Raw genomic sequence first — 20,234 nt, forward strand, 5'->3', positions numbered from 1 at the left:
CAATCGGAACTAAAGCGTACGAAGAGCGTACGAAATTACTTCAGACCGGGGTAGAGCGGGTGCTTGTCGGCGAGCGCGGTCACGCGGGCCTTGAGCGACTCGGCCTTCTCGCCGTCGAAGCCCGGCTTCAGGGTCTCGGCGATGATGTCGGCGACCTCGGTGAAGTCCTCGGTGCCGAAGCCGCGGGTGGCGAGCGCCGGCGTGCCGATGCGCAGACCCGAGGTGACCATCGGCGGGCGCGGGTCGTTCGGAACGGCGTTCCGGTTGACCGTGATGCCGACCTCGTGGAGACGGTCCTCGGCCTGCTGGCCGTCCAGCTCCGAGTTGCGCAGGTCGACGAGGACCAGGTGCACGTCCGTGCCGCCGGACAGGACCGAGACACCGTGCGCGGTGACGTCGTCCCGGACCAGACGCTCGGCGAGGATGCGGGCGCCGTCCAGGGTGCGCTGCTGGCGCTCCTTGAAGTCCTCCGAGGCCGCGACCTTGAAGGAGACGGCCTTGGCCGCGATCACGTGCTCCAGCGGGCCGCCCTGGAAGCCGGGGAAGACCGAGGAGTTCAGCTTCTTCGCGAACTCCTTCTTCGCGAGGATGATGCCGCCGCGGGGGCCGCCGAGCGTCTTGTGCGTGGTGGAGGTCACCACGTCCGCGTACTCGACCGGGTTCGGGTGCAGACCGGCCGCGACCAGACCCGCGAAGTGGGCCATGTCGACCCACAGGTAGGCCTCGACCTCGTCGGCGATCCGGCGGAACTCCGCGAAGTCCAGCTGACGCGGGTAGGCGGACCAGCCCGCGATGATGACCTTCGGGCGGTGCTCCTTGGCGAGGCGCTCGACCTCGGCCATGTCGACCAGACCGGCCTCGTCCACGTGGTACGCGACCACGTTGAACTGCTTGCCCGAGAAGTTCAGGCGCATGCCGTGGGTGAGGTGGCCGCCGTGCGCCAGGTCCAGACCCAGGATCGTGTCGCCGGGCTGGGCGATCGCGAAGAGGGCGGCCTGGTTCGCGGAGGCGCCGGAGTGCGGCTGGACGTTGGCGTACTCGGCGCCGAACAGGTCCTTGACCCGGTCGATCGCGATCTGCTCGGCCACGTCGACGTGCTCGCAGCCGCCGTAGTAGCGGCGGCCCGGGTAGCCCTCGGCGTACTTGTTGGTGAGGACGGAGCCCTGGGCCTCCATGACCGCGACCGGAGCGAAGTTCTCCGAGGCGATCATCTCGAGGGTGGACTGCTGACGAAGGAGCTCGGCGTCGACGGCGGCGGCGACGTCGGGGTCCAGCTCGTGGAGGGGAGTGTTCAGAAGCGACATGAATCGATCCCTAGGGGTCTCGGGCCCGGTCTCAGCCGGCGGAGAACGCGGTGTACTCGTCGGCGGAGAGCAGCTCGTCCGGCTCGCCCGCGACACGTACCTTGAACAGCCAGCCACCCTCGAACGGAGCCGTGTTCACCAGCGACGGGTCGTCCACCACGTCCTGGTTGGCGGCGACGACCTCACCCGAGACGGGGGAGTACAGGTCGCTCACGGACTTCGTCGACTCCAGCTCGCCACAGGTCTCGCCCGCGGTGACGGTCGAGCCGACCTCGGGGAGCTGGGCGTAGACGACGTCACCGAGCGCGTTGGCCGCGAACTCCGTGATGCCGACCGTCGCGACGCCGTCCTCGGCGGCCGACAGCCACTCGTGCTCCTTGGTGTAGCGCAGCTGCTGGGGGTTGCTCATGACCTGATTCTCCTGGATCGGGGGAGTACTGATGAACGTGGGTCTCGCGGGGTGAGACCCGGGATGAGACGACTGCGTCACTTCTGGCGCTTGTAGAACGGCAGCGCCACGACCTCGTAGGGCTCGTGGGTGCCGCGGATGTCCACACCTACACCCTCGGTGCCCGGAGCGGCGTGCGCCGCGTCCACGTAGGCGATCGCGATCGGCTTGCCGAGCGTCGGGGACGGGGCGCCCGAGGTCACCTCGCCGATCACCACGCCGTCCTTGACGACCGAGAAACCGGCGCGCGGGACCCGGCGGCCCTCGGCGACCAGGCCGACGAGCCTGCGCGGCGGGGCGGTCTCGGCGCGCTCGGCGGCCTTCTCCAGCGCCTCGCGGCCGACGAAGCGGCCGTCGTTGGTCGTCTTCTCGAACTTCACGACCCGGCCGAGACCGGCGTCGAAGGGGGTGAGGGCGGTCGTCAGCTCGTGGCCGTACAGCGGCATGCCCGCCTCCAGGCGGAGCGTGTCGCGGCAGGACAGGCCGCAGGGGATCAGACCGACCGGGGCGCCCGCCTCGGTCAGCGCCTTCCAGACGCCCTCGGCGTGCTCGGGCTTCAGGAAGAGCTCGAAGCCGTCCTCGCCGGTGTAGCCGGTACGGGCGATCAGCGCGGGCACGCCCGCGACCGTGCCCGGCAGGCCGGCGTAGTACTTCAGGCCGTCCAGGTCGGCGTCGGTGAGCGACTTCAGGATGCCGGGGGACTCCGGGCCCTGGACCGCGATCAGCGCGTACGCGTCGCGGTCGTCGCGGACCTCGGCCTCGAAGCCGGCCGCGCGCTCGGTCAGCGCGTCGAGGACGACCTGCGCGTTGGAGGCGTTGGCGACGACCATGTACTCCGTCTCGCCGAGGCGGTAGACGATCAGGTCGTCGAGGATGCCGCCGTCCTCCTGGCAGATCATCGTGTAGCGGGCGCGGCCCACGCCCACCGTGGAGATGTTGCCGACCAGGGCGAAGTCGAGGAGCTCGACGGCCTGCGGACCGGTGACGGTGATCTCACCCATGTGGGAGAGGTCGAAGAGGCCCGCCTTGGTCCGGACGGCGACGTGCTCGTCCCGCTCACTGGCGTAGCGCAGCGGCATGTCCCAGCCCGCGAAGTCGGTCATGGTCGCGCCCAGCGAACGATGCAGCGCATCGAGGGCGGTCAGACGGGGGGCAGTGCTCATGGGGTGGCTCCCGGATCCCAAGGGCGGTTCGGTGACGAAACACATGACGGGCGAGGACGTCCTCCCCATCTGTCATGGAACCTGAGAGGTTCACCGAAGGCATCTCGTCGTCGAGAGCTCGGCTTGCACCTTGGGTGGGGACACGGCAGGGTGTCCCGCTTTTCAGATCTGCCTCATCCACGCGGTACGGGGCCTGAGAGATTCAAGGGAGGGTCTTGCTCCTTCGGCGTCCGGACGCCTCGGGCGGTCCGGAACTCTCCCGCGCGGATTCGAGCGGCCGGTATGCGATTGTGTGGCGACTGTGCGCGCCTGGCGCGCACATCATTGCACGCGGGCTCCGCGTGGCACATCACTTGTATCTCATTACCGCTTCTTTACACTTTGTGGGCAAGGGTCTCCTGAGGCCCGGCAGGGGGAGCAACGATGAGGATCCAGCACACCGGCGCGTACGCGACGGGTACCGGCATACCGCCCCAGCGCGCCCGGGCCCGCACCAGGGCGCGCGCCGGGACCGGCCGCCGCGGCCGGATCCTGCGGGACCTGCGCGAGCGCGGCGGCCGCGGCCCCCGCGCCCTCACCTTCGCGGCGGGCGACCTGGTCGTCGTCTCCGGGCTGCCCGGCAGCGGCAAGTCCACGCTCATGAAGCGCGCCGCCGACGGCCGGGGGATCGACTCCCAGGACACCCGCGAGCGCTGGGAGGCCCGCATGCCGCGCCTCCTGCCGTACGCGGTCTACCGCCCCCTGGTCCGGATCGCGCACTACGCCGGACTGCGCCGCGCCCTGCGCTCCGGCGCGAGCGTGATCGTGCACGACTGCGGCACCCAGTCCTGGGTGCGCGGCTGGCTCGCCCGCGAGGCGAGACGCCGCGGCAGCGCCCTGCACCTGGTCCTGCTCGACGTCACGCCGGACACCGCGCGCGACGGCCAGCGCGCCCGGGGCCGCGGAGTCTCCGCGTACGCCTTCGCCCGGCACCGGCGGGCCGTCGGCCGGATGCTGAAGGCCGCCGAGTCCGGCAGCCTGCCGCACGGCTGCGCCTCGGCGACCCTGCTCGACCGGGACTCCGCGGGCGCCCTCCGGAAGATCGGCTTCCGCGACGCGGCCTGAGGCCGGGTCGGGGTGCCGTCCTCGATCCGGCCCGAGGCCCGGTCGGGGTGCCGTCCGCGAGGCGGCCCGAGGCCCGGTCCGCATGCCGCCCTCGATCCGGCCCTGACGTCGTCCTGGATCCGGCCCGAGGCCCGGTCCTGACGCCGTCCGCGAGGCTGCGGGGGCCTGCTCCGCGCGCCGTCCGCGGCGCGCTCCGGCGGGGCGCCGTGGACGGTCTCTGAGGGCTGTCCCACACTCGTACCCGCTGCTTTTGGCCACGACGGCGTCAAGGCGGCGTTAGGGTGCTGCGGGGCGGCGCGGGAGGGCGCGCCCCCGCGAGACAGGGGAAGAGGGACCGTGGACGTGACGTGGCCGGGCAATGAGCTCGAAGAGGTGCTGGCCGCCTCGCTCGGCAACCCCGCCGCAGGGGGCCGGCTGGTCGAGGTGCTGGGCCGCAGCGAGATCTGGGTGCCCCTGCCCAACGGCGGCGGCCCCGAGAGCCCCGACCTGGACCTCGCCACCATGGAGATCGACGGCGCGGCCTTCGTCCCCGTCTTCAGCTCCGAACAGCAGTTCCTCGCCTGTGTCGGCACCCACATGTCCTACACCGTCGCCCCCGCCCGCGACTTCGCCCGCGGCCTGCCCCCGCAGCTCGGCATCGCCGTGAACCCCGGCGGCACCGTCGGCGTCCCGCTGCCCCCGCCCGCCGTCGCGGAGCTCTGCCGCGTCGGCCGCACCCCCCTCGACGGCCCCGCCAGCGGCGGGCGCGTCCGGCTCTTCGAGCCCGACTGGCAGGACGACCCCGTCGACTTCCTCGCCGCCGCCTCCGCCGAGTTCGAGGCCACCGGAGTCGTCGCCACCGCCCGCCGCGCCCTCGCGAGCGTCGAGGGCACCGAACCCGCCCTCTTCATCGGCGTCCAGCTCGTCGCCTGGGACGGCGTCGACCGGAACGCGCCCCTGGACGCCCTCGGCCGCGCCCTGGGCCGCGTCGAGGCCGCCTGGCCGGTGAACCTCATCCTGCTCGACATGGCGCGGGACCCGGTCGGCGACTGGATGCTGGAGCGGGTTCGCCCCTTCTACCAGCGCGCCGCCGGGTGAGCGGCACCCTGTCTAAGCTGAACTGAACTGGACCGAGAGCTCAGCCGAACCGAATCAGCGGCTGGCCGGACGTGGTGAACGGAAGAGGGGCGGGACCCAGGGTGAGCGCGTCGAGCACCGCTGCGACCGGAGGGGTCGAGCACATGCTGCGCCAGGTGGCACCCGGACGCTACGACGCGTACGAGAGGCTGCTGCACGCCCTGGCCGACGGCGAGGTCTGGATGCTGCTCTGGCAGGGCTCTCCCGGCTCGCCCGACGCCCAGTACGGGAACATGGAGGTCGACGGCTTCGGCTACGCGCCCTGCGTCACCTCCGCCCAGGAGCTCGCCGCCTCCGGCTGGAACCGCGCCCACGAGCTCGTCACCGGCCGCGAGATGGCCCGCGCCCTCTACCCCGACCGCTGGGGCATCTGGCTCAATCCGCACGCTCCCGGCGGCGGCGTCGGCATCCCCTGGGCCGATCTGCGCCGTATCGCCACCGGCCTCGACCGGATGCCCGCCGGGCCGCTGCGGGTCAGCGAACCCGCTCTGGAGATCCCGCAGTTCTACGCCCTGCTCACCCAGAACGCGCACCGCACCCCGGCCGTCCGGTCGCTGCGCCGCGGCTGGGTGCAGCCCGCGCTCGGCTCCCCGTACCTCGCCGTCGGGCTCGACCTGTACGACACCTCCGCGGCGGCCGTCGACTCGGTCCGCGCGATGATGCGCCAGTCGATCTCCGCCGTCCCCGACGGACTCCCCGTCTCGACGGTCGCGCTCTCCGACGCGTACGACCCGGTGGCGCTCTGGCTGACCGCCCACGCGCGTCCCTTCTACGACCGCGAGGCGCACGCCGGACGCGGATCCGCCGCCGTTCCGGGATACGGATACCCGCCGCCGGCTCCGTCCGGATACTGAGACGCCACTCGTCTCACCTCGCACCCCAACGGCCTCCGGAGTTCTCTCCGGAGGCCGTTGTTCGCCCCAATAGCGCACCTCGAAGGCCTAGTTGGGTGACATGTCCGATTGCGGCGAAGAGGACCCGAGATGGTCCGCTCAGGTGATCACGACGTCCGGATAACGGAAGTCGCAGCACCGCATCACGTTTGAGCAAACATTCCCCGTCAGGGCTGGCGGGTGATCGCAAACGCATTGAAGACTCCCCGGAACACCGGGCGTTCGGCTCCTTTCGAGCCGGTGCCCAGCAGGTTGTTCCACCGAGCCGCTACCCGCGGCGGGCAAGGGCCGGCTACCGGCGGCCGAGAGGGGTCCTCACCACGATGACGGCACCACTGCACGAGACGAGTGCGGGCGAGTCGACCGCCACCGTCGTCGGCGCGCCCGACGCTCCCGGCACACCGGACAACTCCGGCACGACCGCCAAGGCGATCCAGGGCCGCTCGCCCTGGCAGATCGCCTGGACCCGCCTGAAGCGCGACAAACTGGCCCTCGCCGGCGCCTTCGTCGTCGTCTTCCTCATCCTGGTCGCGGTCTTCGCGCCGGTCATCGTCGGTCTGCTCGGCCACCCGCCGGACGAGTTCCACGAGGACCAGATCGACCCGCTCTTCGGTACGCCGATCGGGTCGTGGGGCGGCATCAGCTCCGAGTTCCTGCTGGGCGTCGAGCCGGTCAACGGCCGTGACGTCTTCAGCCGGATCGTCTACGGCGCCCGGATCTCCCTGCTCGTCGCCTTCCTCGCGGCGGTCTTCGCGGTCGTCCTCGGCACCGTCCTCGGCATCATCGCCGGCTACTTCGGCGGCTGGATCGACGCCGCCCTCAGCCGCGTCATGGACGTCATGCTGGCCTTCCCGCAGCTGCTCTTCACGATCGCCCTGGTCTCGGTGCTGCCGAACGAGCTCCTCGGACTCGACGGCTCGGGCGTGCGCATCGCGGCCCTGGTGCTCGTGATCGGCTTCTTCGGCTGGCCGTACGTCGGCCGCATCGTCCGCGGCCAGACCCTCTCGCTGCGCAACCGCGAGTACATCGAGGCCGCCCAGAGCCTGGGCGCCGGGCGCTTCTACATCCTGCGCCGCGAGCTGCTGCCCAACCTGATCGCCCCGATCATGGTCTACGCGACCCTCATGATCCCCACCAACATCCTCACCGAAGCGGCGCTCAGCTTCCTCGGCGCGGGTGTGAAGCCGCCCACCGCTTCCTGGGGCCAGATGCTGTCGACGGCCATCACCACCTACGAGGCCGACCCCATCTTCATGGTGATCCCCGGCTTCGCGATCTTCATCACCGTCCTGGCGTTCAACCTCTTCGGCGACGGCGTGCGTGACGCGCTCGACCCGAAGGGCTCCCGCTGACCGCTTCGGCGACGGCCCCGACACCACACAGACCCGCCCCTGCCGCTGGCGACAGGAGGCTCATCCCCCAACGGCGGACCGACATGACGGCCGTCACTACTCCGGAGGTTGCGAGACCCATGACTCTGATGAGCTCTCAGAGGCGCAGAATCGCCGCGGGCGCGCTCCTGGCGGCGGCCACGATGGTCGTCACCACGGCGTGCGGCGGCGACGGTGGCAGCAAGACGGGCGACAAGGGCCCGAAGGGCGCGGCCGGCTTCAACGCCGCCGTGAACAAGGTCGCCAACCCCTCGGACAAGAAGGGTGGCGAGCTGAAGTTCATCGGCTCGCAGGAGGCCGACTCGTGGGACCCGCAGCGCGGTTACTACGGCTTCGTGTGGGACTTCGCGCGCTACTACACGCGCCAGCTGGTCACCTTCAAGTCCGAGCCGGGCGCGGCCTCCACCGAGCTCGTCCCGGACCTCGCCACCGACGCCGGCAAGGTCTCGGCCGACGGCCTCACCTACACCTTCACGCTGAAGGACGGGGTGACCTGGGAGGACGGCAAGCCGATCACCTCCAAGGACATCAAGTACGGCATCGAGCGCATCTGGGCCCAGGACGTCATCTCCGGCGGCCCGATCTACCTCCAGCAGGTCCTCGACCCCAAGGGCGAGTACAAGGGTCCCTACAAGGACACCACCCCGGACAAGCTCGGCCTGAAGGCGATCGAGACCCCGGACGACAAGACGATCGTCTTCAAGCTGCCGGTCGCCAACGGTGACTTCCTGCAGATGCTGGCCATGCCCGCCGCGTCCCCGGTCCGCCAGGACAAGGACACCAAGGCCAAGTACCAGCTGAAGCCCTTCTCCTCCGGTCCGTACAAGTGGGAGTCGTACACGCCGAACAAGTCCATCAAGCTTGTCCGCAACGACAAGTGGGACGCCAAGACGGACACCGTCCGCAAGGCCCTCCCGGACAAGATCAGCGTCACGTTCACCACGAACGCCGACGACATGGACAACCGTCTGGTCGAGGGCGAGTACGACCTCGACATCAACGCGACGGGTGTCGGCGCCGCCGCGCGCCAGAAGGTGCTCCAGCAGCACAAGGGCAACGTCGACAACCCGCAGACGGGCTTCATCCGCTACGCGGTCTTCCCGCAGACGGTGATCCCCAACATCGAGTGCCGCAAGGCCATCATCTACGCGGCCGACTCGAAGTCCCTCCAGACCGCCCGTGGCGGCCCGCAGGCCGGTGGCGACATCGCCACCAACATGCTGCCGCCGGCGATCAAGGGTGCCGACGCGAAGGCCGACCCGTACGGCAAGCTCGCCGGTGCGCCGGACCTCGCCAAGGCGAAGGAGGCCCTGAAGAAGTGCGGTAAGCCGAACGGCTTCAAGACCACGATCGCGGTCCGCAACAACAAGAAGATCGAGATCGCGACCGCCGAGTCCCTCCAGCAGTCGCTGAAGGCCGTCGGCATCGACGCCCAGATCGACCAGTTCGACGGCGCCCAGACCTCCGGCATCATCGGCTCGCCGAAGGTCGTCAAGGACAAGGGCTACGGCATCATCATCATGGGCTGGGGCGCCGACTTCCCGTCGGGCCAGGGCTTCCTCCAGCCGCTGGTCGACGGCCGCTTCATCCTCCAGAGCGGTAACAACAACTTCTCCGAGCTGAACGACAAGGCCGTCAACGGCCTCTTCGACCAGGCGCTGAAGGAGACCGACCCCGACAAGGCCGGCGAGCTCTACAAGCAGATCAACACGAAGGTCTCGGAGGCCGCGGTCTACCTGCCCTTCACCCACGAGAAGAACATCATCTGGCGCAGCTCCCGGCTGACCAACGTCTACACGGCGGACGCCTACAACGGCCGCTACGACTACGCGTCGCTCGGCGTCGTCAAGTAATCCGACCCGCTCCACCGGCGCACCACCCGCCGCCAGGTCCGAAGGGCAGGTGATGGCCGAGGGCGGCGGCCGGGGGACCCGATCGGCCCCCCGGCCGCCGACCGGCCGACCGCATGCTTGCATACATAATCCGACGGCTCTTCGCAGTCGTCGTGATGCTGCTCGTCGTCACGCTCGTGACGCTCAGCATCTTCTTCCTCATCCCCAAGATGACCGGCAGCGACCCTGCCGCGATGTTCGTCGGCAAGCAGGCGGATCCGGCTTCCATTGAGGGCATCCGTCAGAAGCTGGGCCTGGACGAGCCGATCCTGGTTCAGTTCTGGCACTTCGTCTCCGGCATCTTCGTCGGCCGGGACTACACGGGCGGTGGCGACACCATCCACTGCGCGATGCCCTGCTTCGGCTACTCGTTCCGCACCGAGCAGGACGTGTGGTCGATGCTGGTCGACGCCTTCCCCGTCACCCTCTCCATGGTCATCGGCGCCGCGGTGCTGTGGCTGGTCCTGGGTGTCTCCACCGGTGTGATCTCCGCGCTCAAGCGCGGCACGGTCATCGACCGGGTCGCGATGATCACCGCGCTCGCGGGCGTCTCGCTCCCCATCTTCTTCACCGCCATGCTGGCGATGCTCGTCTTCCGCACCCAGCTCGGCTGGGTCGACGCCTCGTACACGCCGATCACCGAGTCCTTCACCGGCTGGTTCGGCGGCCTGCTGCTGCCCTGGGTGACCCTCGCCTTCCTGTACGCGGCGATGTACGCGCGTCTCACCCGCGCCACCATGCTGGAGGTCCTCGGCGAGGACTACATCCGTACCGCGCGGGCCAAGGGTCTGCCGGAGCCGGTCGTGCTCGGCAAGCACGCCATGCGCTCCACCATGACTCCCATCCTGACCATCTTCGGCATGGACCTCGGCGCCCTCGTCGGCGGCGCGATCCTGACCGAGACCGCGTTCAGCCTCCACGGCCTCGGCGGCCTGGCCATCAAGGGCGTGAGCGAGCGTGACCTGCCGCTGATCCTGGCCGTCACCCTCATCACCGCCGCCTGTGTGGTCCTCGCCAACCTCGTCGTCGACCTCCTGTACGCGGTGATCGACCCCCGAGTGAGGCTCGCATGACCGACAAGCTGACGAAGACGGGCGCGGCGCCCGGAGAGCCGGTCGTGTCCTCGGGCGCCCCGTCCGACGCCTTCCTCGACGTACGCGACCTCAAGATCCACTTCCCGACCGACGACGGTCTGGTCAAGTCGGTCGACGGTCTCAGCTTCCAGCTGGAGAAGGGCAAGACCCTCGGCATCGTGGGCGAGTCCGGCTCCGGCAAGTCGGTGACCTCGCTCGGCATCATGGGCCTGCACACCGTCGGCCAGTACGGCCGCCAGAAGGCGCGGATCTCCGGCGAGATCTGGCTCAACGGCCGCGAGCTGCTCTCCGCCGACCCCGACGAGGTCCGCCGGATGCGCGGCCGCGAGATGGCGATGATCTTCCAGGATCCGCTGTCCGCGATGCACCCGTACTACACGGTCGGCCACCAGATCGTGGAGGCCTACCGGGTCCACCACCCGGTGGACAAGAAGACCGCGAAGCGGCGGGCCGTCGAACTCCTCGACCGGGTCGGCATCCCCGAGCCGGCCAAGCGGTTCGACAACTACCCGCACGAGTTCTCCGGCGGCATGCGCCAGCGCGCGATGATCGCCATGGCGCTCGTCAACAACCCCGAACTGCTCATCGCGGACGAGCCGACCACCGCGCTCGACGTGACGGTGCAGGCGCAGATCCTCGACCTGATGCGGGACCTCCAGAAGGAGTTCGGCTCGGCGGTCGTCATCATCACCCACGACCTCGGCGTCGTCGCCGAGCTCGCCGACGACATCCTCGTGATGTACGGCGGGCGCTGCGTCGAGCGCGGCCCGGCCGAGCAGGTCTTCTACGAGCCGCAGCACCCCTACACCTGGGGCCTGCTCGGCTCGATGCCGAGGATCGACCGCGAGCAGACCGAGCGGCTCATCCCGGTCAAGGGCAACCCGCCCAGCCTGATCAACATCCCGAGCGGCTGCGCCTTCAACCCCCGCTGCCCGTACGCGGACGTCCCCAAGGGCGGCATCACGCGCACCCAGCGGCCCGAGCTGGCGCTCGCCGGCGACCGCCACTTCTCGGCCTGCCACATGCCGCAGGAGGAGCGCACCCGGATCTGGACCGAAGAGATTGCGCCGAAACTGTGAGCGAGACCATGGAACCCCTCCTCAAGGTCACCGGCCTGAAGAAGCACTTCCCCATCAAGAAGGGGCTGCTCCAGCGTCAGACCGGTGCGGTCAAGGCGGTCGACGGGCTCGACTTCGAGGTCCTGCCCGGTGAGACCCTCGGCGTCGTCGGCGAGTCCGGCTGCGGCAAGTCCACGATGGGCCGGCTCATCACGCGGCTGCTCGAACCGACCGACGGCACGGTCGAGTTCCAGGGCAAGGACATCTCCCACCTGGGCGTCGGCGGGATGCGTCCGTTCCGCCGCGACATCCAGATGATCTTCCAGGACCCGTACGGCTCGCTGAACCCGCGCCACACGGTCGGCACGATCGTCTCCGCCCCGTTCAAGCTCCAGGGCGTCGAGCCCGAGGGCGGTGTGCGCAAGGAGGTCCAGCGCCTCCTGGGTCTGGTGGGTCTCAACCCCGAGCACTACAACCGCTACCCGCACGAGTTCTCGGGCGGCCAGCGCCAGCGCATCGGCATCGCCCGCGCCCTGGCCCTGAAGCCGAAGCTGGTCGTGGCGGACGAGCCGGTGTCGGCCCTGGACGTCTCCATCCAGGCCCAGGTGGTCAACCTGCTGGACGACCTCCAGCAGGAGCTCGGCCTCACGTACGTGATCATCGCGCACGACCTCTCGGTCATCCGGCACGTCTCGGACCGCATCGCGGTGATGTACCTCGGCAAGATCGTCGAGCTCGCGGACCGCAAGTCCCTGTACGAGAACCCGATGCACCCGTACACGCGGGCCCTGATGTCCGCGGTCCCGATCCCGGACCCGCGCCGCCGGGGCGCCAAGAGCGAGCGCATCCTGCTCACCGGCGACGTCCCGTCCCCGATCGCCCCGCCGCCGGGCTGCCGCTTCAACACCCGCTGCTGGAAGGCGACGGAGGTCTGCCGCACGCAGGAACCCCCGCTGATCGAACTCCGCCCGGGCCAGCGAGTGGCCTGCCACCACCCGGAGAACGCGGAGGGCGTGACGATCCCGGGGGCCCGGGAGTCGGTCGAGATCACGAAGGCGAAGCCGGCGGAGCCCGCGGCGAAGCCGGAGCCGTCGGACGCGAAGCCCGAGCAGGAGTCGGAGTCGCCGAAGGCGGAGCCGTCGGCCGAGGGCGACGAGTCGCCGAAGGCGTGACACCGAGAGGCCCCTGCCGCACCCCGCGGCAGGGGCCTCCGGCGTGCCGCCCGGGCCCGCGTGCTCCTGCCCGCCTCCCCCCCCGTGTGTGGGCAGTCGTCCCGCCTGGGCTGAGGGTGCCCCCTCCGGGGGAGGGTGGGCACACGGGACGGCGCCCTCCGCGGGCGCCTCCGCCCCCTGTGCCTGAGCCCGCTCCATCAGAGCGCCGCGCACAGGGGGCGGGGTCGGGCACGGGGGCAGGTGCCCGGCACGGGGCCCACCGCCCGGCGCGGGCCGACCCAAGCGGCAGCACCCGGCACAATTGGGCGGTGCTCCACGATTTGTTCAGCCCCGACGTCCAGCACGCCCTGGACCTCATCGGCATCTTCGTCTTCGCCATCTCCGGCGCCCTCCTCGCCGTCCGCAAGAACTTCGACGTCTTCGGCATCGCCGTCCTCGCCGAGGTCACCGCCCTCGGCGGCGGTCTCCTCCGCGACCTGATCATCGGCGCCGTACCCCCCGCCGCCTTCACCGACCTCGGCTACTTCGTCATGCCCCTGGTCGCGACGGTCCTCGTCTTCTTCCTGCACCCGGAGGTCGAGCGGACCCAGACCGCCGTGAACGTCTTCGACGCCGCGGGCCTCGGCCTCTTCTGCGTGACCGGTACGACGAAGGCGTACGACTACGGCCTCGGGCTGACCTCCTCCGCCGCGCTCGGTCTCGCGACCGCCGTCGGCGGCGGTGTCCTGCGGGACGTGCTCGCCAACGAGGTGCCGTCCCTGCTCCGCTGGGACCGCGACCTGTACGCCGTCCCCGCGATCGTCGGAGCGACGATGGTGGTCCTGTGCATCCGCTTCGACGCGCTCAACGCCTTCACCAGCGGCGCCGCCGTCCTCACGGCCTTCGTCCTCCGGCTCCTCGCCATGCGCTACCACTGGCGCGCGCCCCGCGCCTGGAACCGCCGCTCCTCCGCGCGCGAGGAACCCGAAAAAGCTACCGCTCAGTAACGAGCTGCGGTACCGTCGGAACCATGAGCACGAGCACCGAGCCGACCGCCGCCGAGACGACCGCCACGGCCTTCGCCTCCGCGAGCGAGTTCGACCGCGACACCGCCGTCACCCTCCGGGCCCCCGGCGTCTACGACGCCGACCTCTCCGCCGGCTGGACGATCATCCAGGCAGTCAACGGCGGCTACCTCCTCGCCCTGCTCGGCCGCGCCCTCGGCGACCACCTCCCGCACCCCGACCCGTTCACGATCTCGGCGCACTACCTCACGCCGTCCGTGCCCGGCCCCGCGGTGATCCGGACCGAGACCGTCCGCACCGGCCGGACCCTCTCCACCGGCCAGGCCTCGCTCTTCCAGTACGCCGAGGACGGCACCGAGGTCGAGCGCATCCGCGTCCTCGCCTCGTACGGAGACCTCGACGCCCTGCCCGACGAGGTCCGCACCACCGCGACGCCGCCCGCGATGGCCCCGATCGAGCACTGCTTCAGCGCCGCCGACAACCCGGCCCCGAGGATCCCCGGCTCCTCCGCCATCGCCGACCGCCTGGACCTCCGCCTCGACCCGGCCTGCGTGGGCTGGGCCGTCGGCGCCCCGTCCGGCAAGGGCGAGATGCGGGCCTGGTTCGGCCTCGTCGACGGCCGCGAGCCCGACGCGCTCTCCCTGCTGCTCACGGTCGACGCGCTGCCGCCGACCTCCTTCGAGCTCGGCCTCAAGGGCTGGACCCCGACCGTGGAGCTCACCACCCACATCCGCTGCCGCCCGGCCCCCGGCCCCCTGCGGGTCTCGATCACCACCCGCAACCTCGCCGGCGGCTTCCTGGAGGAGGACGCCGAGGTCTGGGACAGCGCCGACCGCCTGGTGGCCCAGTCCCGCCAGCTGGCCCGCGCCCCCCGCGGCTGACGACCGCCCGCGCCCCCCGCCGCCGAGGGTTCTTGCCGTTCAGGCCGGATCCGAGGACGGAAGTCCCCGGCACCCGGCCTGAACGGGGGCGTAAACCGGCCAGACGCCGGGGCCGCCGCGGTGGACTCGTAGAATCGACCCACCATGGCTTACCTCGACCACGCCGCGACCACGCCCATGCTGCCCGAGGCGATCGAGGCGATGACCGCCCACCTCGCCGTCACGGGCAACGCCTCCTCCCTGCACGCCGCCGGACGGCGCGCCCGGCGGACCGTCGAGGAAGGACGCGAGACGCTCGCCGCCGCGCTCGGCGCCCGGCCCAGCGAGGTCGTCCTCACCTCCGGCGGCACCGAGGCCGACAACCTCGCCGTGAAGGGCCTCTACTGGGCCCGCCGCGACGCCGACCCGCGCCGCACCCGCGTCCTCGCGAGCCCCGTCGAGCACCACGCCGTGCTCGACGCCGTCGACTGGCTCGCCACGCACGAGGGCGCCGACGTCGAGTACCTGCCCGTCGACCGCCACGGCCGCGTCCACCCCGAGGCCCTGCGCGAGGCCATCGCCCGCGACCCCGGGTCCGTCGCCCTCGCCACCGTCATGTGGGCGAACAACGAGATCGGCACCGTCATGCCGGTCCGCGGACTCGCCGACGCCGCCGCCGAGTTCGGCGTCCCCCTGCACGCCGACGCCGTCCAGGCCGTCGGCCAGGTCCCCGTCGACTTCGCCGCCTCCGGCCTCGCCGCGATGACCGTCTCCGGCCACAAGATCGGCGGCCCGTACGGGATCGGCGCCCTGCTCCTCGGCCGCGAGTACACCCCCGTGCCCGTCCTGCACGGCGGCGGCCAGGAGCGGCACGTCCGCTCCGGCACCCTCGACGTGCCCGCCGTCGCCGCCTTCGCCGTCGCCGCCCGGCTCGCCACCGAGCGCCGCGAGGAGTTCGCCCGCGAGGTCGGCGCCCTGCGCGACGAGCTCGTGACCGCCGTCCGTACGGTCGTCCCCGACGCGATCCTCGGCGGCGACCCCGTCGAACGGCTCCCCGCCAACGCCCACTTCACCTTCCCGGGCTGCGAGGGCGACTCCCTGCTCCTGCTCCTCGACGCCGCCGGCATCGCCTGCTCCACCGGCTCCGCCTGCACCGCCGGCATCGCCCAGCCCAGCCACGTCCTGCTCGCCACGGGCACCGACCCGGACCTGGCCCGCGGCACCCTGCGCTTCTCCCTGGGCCACACCTCCACCGAGGAGGACGTCACGGCGGTCGCCGAGGCCATCGGCCCGGCCGTGGAGCGGGCGAGGACCGCGGGCCTCAGCTGAGGGCCCGGCCCGCCGGCCGGGCCGCCGTCACACCGGCTCCCGCCGCCGTCACACCGGCTTCTGCGTCGCCTCGCGCTTCCTCGACGCCTCGCGCACGAGCCGCAGATAGCGGTCCCAGTCCCAGTGCGGCCCGGGGTCGGTGTGGTCGGTGCCCTCGACCTCCACGTGCCCGATGATGTGCTCCCGGTCCACCGGTATCCCGTACCGCGCGCAGATGTCGGCCGTCAGCCGCGCCGACCCCGCGTACATCGCCGGCGTGAAGTCCTGCGGCCGGTCGACGAAGCCCTCGTGCTCGATGCCGATGCTCCGCTCGTTCATGTCGCGGTTCCCCGCGTGGAACGCGACGTCGAGCTCCCGGATCATCTGCGCCACATGGCCGTCCTTGCGGACCACGTAGTGCGCGGCGGCCCCGTGCCCCGGGTTCTTGAAGACCTTCAGCGCGGTCGCGTAGCTGCCCTGCACGACATGGATCACGACCCGGTCGATGCCGTAGTCGTCCGGCCGGTCCGCCCGCCGCCAGTTCGCCCGCGCCGCAGACGTCCACTCGGCGCCCTTGTGGTCGAGCTCGCCCTCGACCCGCTTCTTCTCCATCCCCGGCAGCCGCCACCACGCGCGCGCCAGCTCATCCCTGGCCAGCGCGGCCGTGCCCAGCACGGCGACCCCGCCGCCGAGCAGCACGGCACGCCGCCCCACCCGCCTGTCCGAACCGCTTCCCCTGCTCCCCATGCACCAGAGAACGCTTACTCCCGCGACCTTGGTTCCCGGGCCCCGTACCCTGGTAGGGCTATGACTGAGACCTCGCCCCCGCACCCCCGCACCCAGCCCCTCCGGGTACTTGCCGCAATGTCCGGCGGAGTGGACTCCGCCGTCGCCGCCGCCCGGGCCGCCGAAGCGGGCCACGACGTCACCGGCGTGCACCTCGCGCTCTCCGCGAACCCGCAGTCGTTCCGCACCGGAGCGCGCGGCTGCTGCACGATCGAGGACTCGCGCGACGCGCGCCGGGCCGCCGACGTCATCGGCATCCCCTTCTACGTGTGGGACCTCGCCGAGCGGTTCCGCGAGGACGTCGTCGACGACTTCGTTGCCGAATATGAGGCGGGCCGCACCCCCAACCCCTGCCTCCGCTGCAACGAGAAGATCAAGTTCGCGGCGCTGCTCGACAAGGCCCTCGCCCTCGGCTTCGACGCCGTCTGCACCGGCCACTACGCGACGGTCGTCCTGAACGACGACGGCACGCGCGAGCTGCACCGCGCCTCCGACATGGCGAAGGACCAGTCGTACGTCCTCGGGGTGCTCGACGAGAAGCAGCTCGCGCACGCGATGTTCCCGCTCGGCGACACCCTCACCACCAAGGACGAGATCCGGGCCGAGGCCGAGCGGCGCGGACTCGCGGTGGCGAAGAAGCCCGACAGCCACGACATCTGCTTCATCGCCGACGGCGACACCCAGGGCTTCCTCGCCTCCCGCCTGGGCAAGGCGGAGGGTGACATCGTCGACGAGGCCGGCACCAAGGTCGGCACCCACGAGGGCGCGTACGGCTTCACCATCGGCCAGCGCAAGGGCCTGCGGATCGGCCACCCGGCCGCCGACGGCAAGCCCCGCTACGTCCTCGACATCTCGCCCGTGAACAACACGGTCACGGTCGGCCCCGTCGAGGCGCTCGACGTCACCGCCCTCACCGCGATCAAGCCCCGCTGGTGCGGCACCGCCCCCGAGGGCCCCGGCCGCTACACCGCCCAGCTCCGTGCCCACGGCGGCGAGACCGAGGTGACCGCCGCCCTGGTCGACGGCGAGCTCACGGTCACCTTCGCCGAGCCGGTCCGCGGCGTCGCCCCCGGCCAGGCGATCGTGCTCTACGACGGCACGCGCGTGGTCGGCTCGGCCACCATCGCCACCACCACCCGCCGCACGACCGAGCCCACGCCCGCGTAGCGGGGCGCGGGGGAAGCGGGGTCCTAGGCCCTGCCGTCACACTCCCGCCTGCCCTGCGGCCCGCCCTTCGGGCGGACGACGGGAGTGTGACGACACGCCCTAGGGCGTGTTGCGAAAGTCCCGCCTGCCCGACGGCGCCTGGCACGCACGCTCGCCGCGTTGTCGGGATCACCCCGATACATCCAGTATCGGGGCGACCCTCCGCCTTGCGATCGCACGCACCAGACGCCGTCGGGCCCGCCCTTCGGGCGGCCGGCGCTCCTTTCGCAACACGCCCTAGCCGACCTCGCTCGCCTCCCGGTCCTCCACCAGGAACTCCTCCAGGACCGGCGCCAGGACGTGCGGGGCCGCCTCGTGCGTCTGGCCCGTCAGGGTCCGGTGGCGGGCCCGGGGGAGCGCCGCCGTCAGAGCGTGGGCCGCCCGGCGCGCCCACCCGGGACTCGCGCCCCCGTCGACGACCAGCACGCGCGCGTGGACCCCGGCGAGACTCCGCTCGGGCACCGTCCCGTCGCCGAGGACGGCGTGGTCGTACGCGAGGGTCGGTGCCGGCGCCACCCCGCCCGGCCACGCCCCCGCCGGTACGCCCGACTCCGCGAGGAACACGTCGAGGGCCGCGTCCGGCCGGCCCCGGCCGAGCAGCTCCGCGGCCCGGCGGTGGAGCGCGGCGGCCTCCGCCGAGTACGGCGGCTCGTACACCGACACCGGCCCCGTCGAGAGCCCGGCGGCCACTGCGGCGAGCGCCAGGACGCCGCCCGTGCCCGCCCCGTACAGCGCCGCGCCGCTCCCCGCCTCCGCGGCCACCGCCGCCAGGTCCTCGATCTCCCGCTCCACCGCGTACGGCCCGGTGTCGCCGCTCCCGCCGCGCCCCCGCCGGTCGTACGTCACGACCGTGAAGCGGCGGGCGAGCAGTGCGGCGAGGGGCCGCTCGCTCCCTGCCGTGCGCAGGGAGCCGCTCACCAGGACCAGCGGCGGCCCGGCCCCGTCGCCGTACCTCTCGTACGCGATCGTCGTCCCGTCCCGTGACGTGACCCGTCCCACGGCCCTGTCCGGCAGGGTCTTCACCTCGTCCATGGCAGTGCAGACCCGGCCCGGCCCCGGAACTCATCGCCGTACGGGGAGAATTCCCGAGGAATCCGCGAAGCCGCTGGTCACCCCCTACGGTGGAGCGCATGAACATCTGTGTCTTCCTCTCCGCCGCCGACCTCGACGAGCGGTACACGGAGCCGGCCCGCGAGTTCGCCGGTCTCCTCGGCAAGGCCGGCCACACCCTCGTGTGGGGCGGCTCCGACACCGGCCTGATGAAGGTCGTCGCCGACGGGGCCCAGGAGGCGGGCGGCCGGCTCGTCGGCGTCTCCGTCGAGTTCCTCCAGTACAAGGCCCGCCCGGACACGGACGAGATGGTCGTCGCCCGGGACCTGGCCGAGCGCAAGGCGCTGCTCCTGGCGAAGTCCGACGCGATCGTGGTGATGGCCGGCGGCATCGGCACCCTCGACGAGGCCACCGAGATCCTGGAGCTGAAGAAGCATGGCCAGCACGCCAAGCCGGTGGTCCTGCTCAACACGGCGGGCTTCTACGACGGCCTGAAGATCCAGCTCCGCCGTATGGCGGACGAGGGCTTCCTGCCGGTCCCGCTGACCGACCTCGTGTTCTTCGCGGAGGACGGCCCGACGGCCCTCGCCCACCTGGAGGAGAGCCTGGCGGAGCGCTGAGGGAGCGCCGGGGACCGGACCGGACCGGGCCTGGGGGAGAGCGGCGGCCCCCGCTGATGCGAGCATGGTGCCCATGGCTACACATGTGATCACCGGAGCCGGTTCCGGCATCGGCGCGGCCGTCGCGCGCCGCCTGCACGCGCGCGGGGACGAACTCGTGCTGCACGCGCGCGACGCGGGCCGCGCCAAGGAGCTCGCCGCGCAGTTCCCGGGCGCGCGGACGCTCGTCGGGGACCTGGCCGACCCGGACCGGCTGTCCTGGGCCTTCTCGCACCAGACCATGCCGGAGCGGGTCGACAGCCTCCTGCACATCGCGGGCGTCGTCGACCTCGGCCCGGTCGGCGACCTCACCCCGAAGACCTGGCACCACCAGCTCAACGTCAACCTGGTCGCCCCGGCCGAGCTGACCCGCCACCTCCTGCCCCAGCTGCGCGTCTCCCAGGGCCACGTCGTCTTCGTGAACTCGGGCGCCGGGCTCGCCGCGCACGCCGAGTGGAGCGCGTACGCCGCCTCCAAGCACGGCCTCAAGGCCCTCGCGGACTCCCTGCGCCACGAGGAGCACGCCCACGGTGTGCGCGTCACCTCCGTCTACCCGGGCCGCACCGCGAGCCCGATGCAGGCGAAGGTCCACCAGCAGGAGGGCAAGGAGTACGACGCGTCGAGGTGGATCGACCCCGAGTCGGTCGCGACGGCGATCCTCACCGCGATCGACCTGCCGCGCGACGCCGAGATCAACGACCTCACCGTCCGACCGGGGCGATAGGC

At 71.7% G+C, this 20,234-nt stretch carries 19 protein-coding genes and 1 riboswitch; of the genes, 14 read left to right on the forward strand and 5 right to left on the reverse strand.

The genetic code is table 11. The annotated features are described in order from the left end of the window. Window positions 1-35: 35 nt before the first annotated feature. The 3 genes from glyA to gcvT form a co-directional block, all read right to left on the reverse strand. Window positions 36-1,304 (reverse strand): serine hydroxymethyltransferase, encoded by a 1,269-nt coding sequence (gene glyA, locus ACF08F_RS26035; RefSeq protein WP_392300946.1) that lies wholly within the window; start codon window positions 1,302-1,304, stop codon window positions 36-38. A gap of 31 nt (window positions 1,305-1,335) precedes the next feature. Beyond that, window positions 1,336-1,713 carry a glycine cleavage system protein GcvH gene (gene gcvH / locus ACF08F_RS26040; RefSeq protein WP_024756552.1) on the reverse strand — a complete coding sequence of 126 codons (378 nt, stop codon included), beginning with the start codon at window positions 1,711-1,713 and terminating at the stop codon, window positions 1,336-1,338. A 77-nt stretch (window positions 1,714-1,790) separates the two neighbouring features. After that, window positions 1,791-2,915 carry a glycine cleavage system aminomethyltransferase GcvT gene (gene gcvT / locus ACF08F_RS26045; protein ID WP_392300947.1) on the reverse strand — a complete coding sequence of 375 codons (1,125 nt, stop codon included), beginning with the start codon at window positions 2,913-2,915 and terminating at the stop codon, window positions 1,791-1,793. Window positions 2,916-3,087: 172 nt separating this feature from the next. Further along, window positions 3,088-3,187: riboswitch (glycine riboswitch) on the reverse strand. A gap of 151 nt (window positions 3,188-3,338) precedes the next feature. Here gcvT and ACF08F_RS26050 point away from each other — a divergent pair. The 11 genes from ACF08F_RS26050 (at window position 3,339) to ACF08F_RS26100 (ending at window position 15,828) form a co-directional block, all read left to right on the forward strand. Then, complete coding sequence (locus ACF08F_RS26050) at window positions 3,339-4,019, forward strand: AAA family ATPase (RefSeq protein ID WP_392300948.1); 681 nt, start codon at window positions 3,339-3,341, stop codon at window positions 4,017-4,019. A 336-nt stretch (window positions 4,020-4,355) separates the two neighbouring features. Continuing rightward, window positions 4,356-5,096: an enhanced serine sensitivity protein SseB gene (locus ACF08F_RS26055; RefSeq protein WP_392300949.1), complete on the forward strand. Its 741-nt coding sequence runs from the start codon at window positions 4,356-4,358 to the stop codon at window positions 5,094-5,096. A 101-nt stretch (window positions 5,097-5,197) separates the two neighbouring features. Then, on the forward strand, window positions 5,198-5,989 hold the full coding sequence (locus tag ACF08F_RS26060; protein ID WP_392300950.1) for an enhanced serine sensitivity protein SseB C-terminal domain-containing protein: 792 nt from the start codon (window positions 5,198-5,200) through the stop codon (window positions 5,987-5,989). A 362-nt stretch (window positions 5,990-6,351) separates the two neighbouring features. Then, window positions 6,352-7,380 (forward strand): ABC transporter permease, encoded by a 1,029-nt coding sequence (locus ACF08F_RS26065; RefSeq protein WP_392300951.1) that lies wholly within the window; start codon window positions 6,352-6,354, stop codon window positions 7,378-7,380. A gap of 119 nt (window positions 7,381-7,499) precedes the next feature. Further along, complete coding sequence (locus ACF08F_RS26070) at window positions 7,500-9,272, forward strand: ABC transporter substrate-binding protein (protein WP_392300952.1); 1,773 nt, start codon at window positions 7,500-7,502, stop codon at window positions 9,270-9,272. A gap of 113 nt (window positions 9,273-9,385) precedes the next feature. Next, entirely contained in the window at window positions 9,386-10,384 is a 999-nt protein-coding gene (locus ACF08F_RS26075) for an ABC transporter permease (protein WP_392300953.1), read from the forward strand. Then, window positions 10,381-11,484 carry an ABC transporter ATP-binding protein gene (locus ACF08F_RS26080; protein ID WP_150265843.1) on the forward strand — a complete coding sequence of 368 codons (1,104 nt, stop codon included), beginning with the start codon at window positions 10,381-10,383 and terminating at the stop codon, window positions 11,482-11,484. The genes ACF08F_RS26075 and ACF08F_RS26080 overlap by 4 nt, the downstream gene beginning before the upstream one ends. Before the next feature lie 8 nt (window positions 11,485-11,492). Continuing rightward, window positions 11,493-12,635 (forward strand): ABC transporter ATP-binding protein, encoded by a 1,143-nt coding sequence (locus ACF08F_RS26085; RefSeq protein ID WP_392300991.1) that lies wholly within the window; start codon window positions 11,493-11,495, stop codon window positions 12,633-12,635. 308 nt (window positions 12,636-12,943) lie between these two features. Continuing rightward, window positions 12,944-13,621 carry a trimeric intracellular cation channel family protein gene (locus ACF08F_RS26090; protein WP_392300954.1) on the forward strand — a complete coding sequence of 226 codons (678 nt, stop codon included), beginning with the start codon at window positions 12,944-12,946 and terminating at the stop codon, window positions 13,619-13,621. Between the two features lie 23 nt (window positions 13,622-13,644). Further along, window positions 13,645-14,520 (forward strand): thioesterase family protein, encoded by an 876-nt coding sequence (locus tag ACF08F_RS26095; protein ID WP_392300955.1) that lies wholly within the window; start codon window positions 13,645-13,647, stop codon window positions 14,518-14,520. A gap of 144 nt (window positions 14,521-14,664) precedes the next feature. Continuing rightward, window positions 14,665-15,828 carry a cysteine desulfurase family protein gene (locus ACF08F_RS26100; protein ID WP_392300956.1) on the forward strand — a complete coding sequence of 388 codons (1,164 nt, stop codon included), beginning with the start codon at window positions 14,665-14,667 and terminating at the stop codon, window positions 15,826-15,828. 48 nt (window positions 15,829-15,876) lie between these two features. Here ACF08F_RS26100 and ACF08F_RS26105 read toward each other — a convergent pair whose 3' ends face one another. Then, window positions 15,877-16,554, reverse strand: coding sequence for an N-acetylmuramoyl-L-alanine amidase (locus ACF08F_RS26105; protein ID WP_392300957.1), 678 nt, complete (start codon window positions 16,552-16,554; stop codon window positions 15,877-15,879). Window positions 16,555-16,614: 60 nt separating this feature from the next. Here ACF08F_RS26105 and mnmA point away from each other — a divergent pair, with 60 nt between their 5' ends. Beyond that, window positions 16,615-17,760 (forward strand): tRNA 2-thiouridine(34) synthase MnmA, encoded by a 1,146-nt coding sequence (gene mnmA, locus ACF08F_RS26110; protein WP_392300958.1) that lies wholly within the window; start codon window positions 16,615-16,617, stop codon window positions 17,758-17,760. Between the two features lie 276 nt (window positions 17,761-18,036). On the opposite strand, the gene ACF08F_RS26115 is transcribed toward mnmA, so the two are convergent. Continuing rightward, complete coding sequence (locus ACF08F_RS26115) at window positions 18,037-18,831, reverse strand: alpha/beta fold hydrolase (RefSeq protein ID WP_392300959.1); 795 nt, start codon at window positions 18,829-18,831, stop codon at window positions 18,037-18,039. Between the two features lie 98 nt (window positions 18,832-18,929). Between ACF08F_RS26115 and ACF08F_RS26120 the strand changes: the two genes are divergently transcribed. Continuing rightward, on the forward strand, window positions 18,930-19,469 hold the full coding sequence (locus ACF08F_RS26120) for a TIGR00730 family Rossman fold protein (RefSeq protein WP_392300960.1): 540 nt from the start codon (window positions 18,930-18,932) through the stop codon (window positions 19,467-19,469). Between the two features lie 64 nt (window positions 19,470-19,533). Further along, window positions 19,534-20,232 (forward strand): SDR family oxidoreductase, encoded by a 699-nt coding sequence (locus ACF08F_RS26125; protein WP_392300961.1) that lies wholly within the window; start codon window positions 19,534-19,536, stop codon window positions 20,230-20,232. Window positions 20,233-20,234 lie beyond the last annotated feature (2 nt).

Source organism: Streptomyces sp. NPDC015130, assembly GCF_043080005.1.
Classification (GTDB): Bacteria; Actinomycetota; Actinomycetes; order Streptomycetales; family Streptomycetaceae; genus Streptomyces.

Bases quoted from the DNA above. Each gene is read 5' to 3' on its own strand.
- glyA (WP_392300946.1), bottom strand. From the start codon at position 1,304: ATGTCGCTTCTGAACACTCCCCTCCACGAGCTGGACCCCGACGTCGCC.
- gcvH (WP_024756552.1), bottom strand. From the start codon at position 1,713: ATGAGCAACCCCCAGCAGCTGCGCTACACCAAGGAGCACGAGTGGCTG.
- gcvT (WP_392300947.1), bottom strand. From the start codon at position 2,915: ATGAGCACTGCCCCCCGTCTGACCGCCCTCGATGCGCTGCATCGTTCG.
- ACF08F_RS26050 (WP_392300948.1), top strand. From the start codon at position 3,339: ATGAGGATCCAGCACACCGGCGCGTACGCGACGGGTACCGGCATACCG.
- ACF08F_RS26065 (WP_392300951.1), top strand. From the start codon at position 6,352: ATGACGGCACCACTGCACGAGACGAGTGCGGGCGAGTCGACCGCCACC.
- ACF08F_RS26070 (WP_392300952.1), top strand. From the start codon at position 7,500: ATGACTCTGATGAGCTCTCAGAGGCGCAGAATCGCCGCGGGCGCGCTC.
- ACF08F_RS26075 (WP_392300953.1), top strand. From the start codon at position 9,386: ATGCTTGCATACATAATCCGACGGCTCTTCGCAGTCGTCGTGATGCTG.
- ACF08F_RS26080 (WP_150265843.1), top strand. From the start codon at position 10,381: ATGACCGACAAGCTGACGAAGACGGGCGCGGCGCCCGGAGAGCCGGTC.
- ACF08F_RS26085 (WP_392300991.1), top strand. From the start codon at position 11,493: ATGGAACCCCTCCTCAAGGTCACCGGCCTGAAGAAGCACTTCCCCATC.
- ACF08F_RS26095 (WP_392300955.1), top strand. From the start codon at position 13,645: ATGAGCACGAGCACCGAGCCGACCGCCGCCGAGACGACCGCCACGGCC.
- ACF08F_RS26100 (WP_392300956.1), top strand. From the start codon at position 14,665: ATGGCTTACCTCGACCACGCCGCGACCACGCCCATGCTGCCCGAGGCG.
- ACF08F_RS26105 (WP_392300957.1), bottom strand. From the start codon at position 16,554: ATGGGGAGCAGGGGAAGCGGTTCGGACAGGCGGGTGGGGCGGCGTGCC.
- mnmA (WP_392300958.1), top strand. From the start codon at position 16,615: ATGACTGAGACCTCGCCCCCGCACCCCCGCACCCAGCCCCTCCGGGTA.
- ACF08F_RS26115 (WP_392300959.1), bottom strand. From the start codon at position 18,831: ATGGACGAGGTGAAGACCCTGCCGGACAGGGCCGTGGGACGGGTCACG.
- ACF08F_RS26120 (WP_392300960.1), top strand. From the start codon at position 18,930: ATGAACATCTGTGTCTTCCTCTCCGCCGCCGACCTCGACGAGCGGTAC.
- ACF08F_RS26125 (WP_392300961.1), top strand. From the start codon at position 19,534: ATGGTGCCCATGGCTACACATGTGATCACCGGAGCCGGTTCCGGCATC.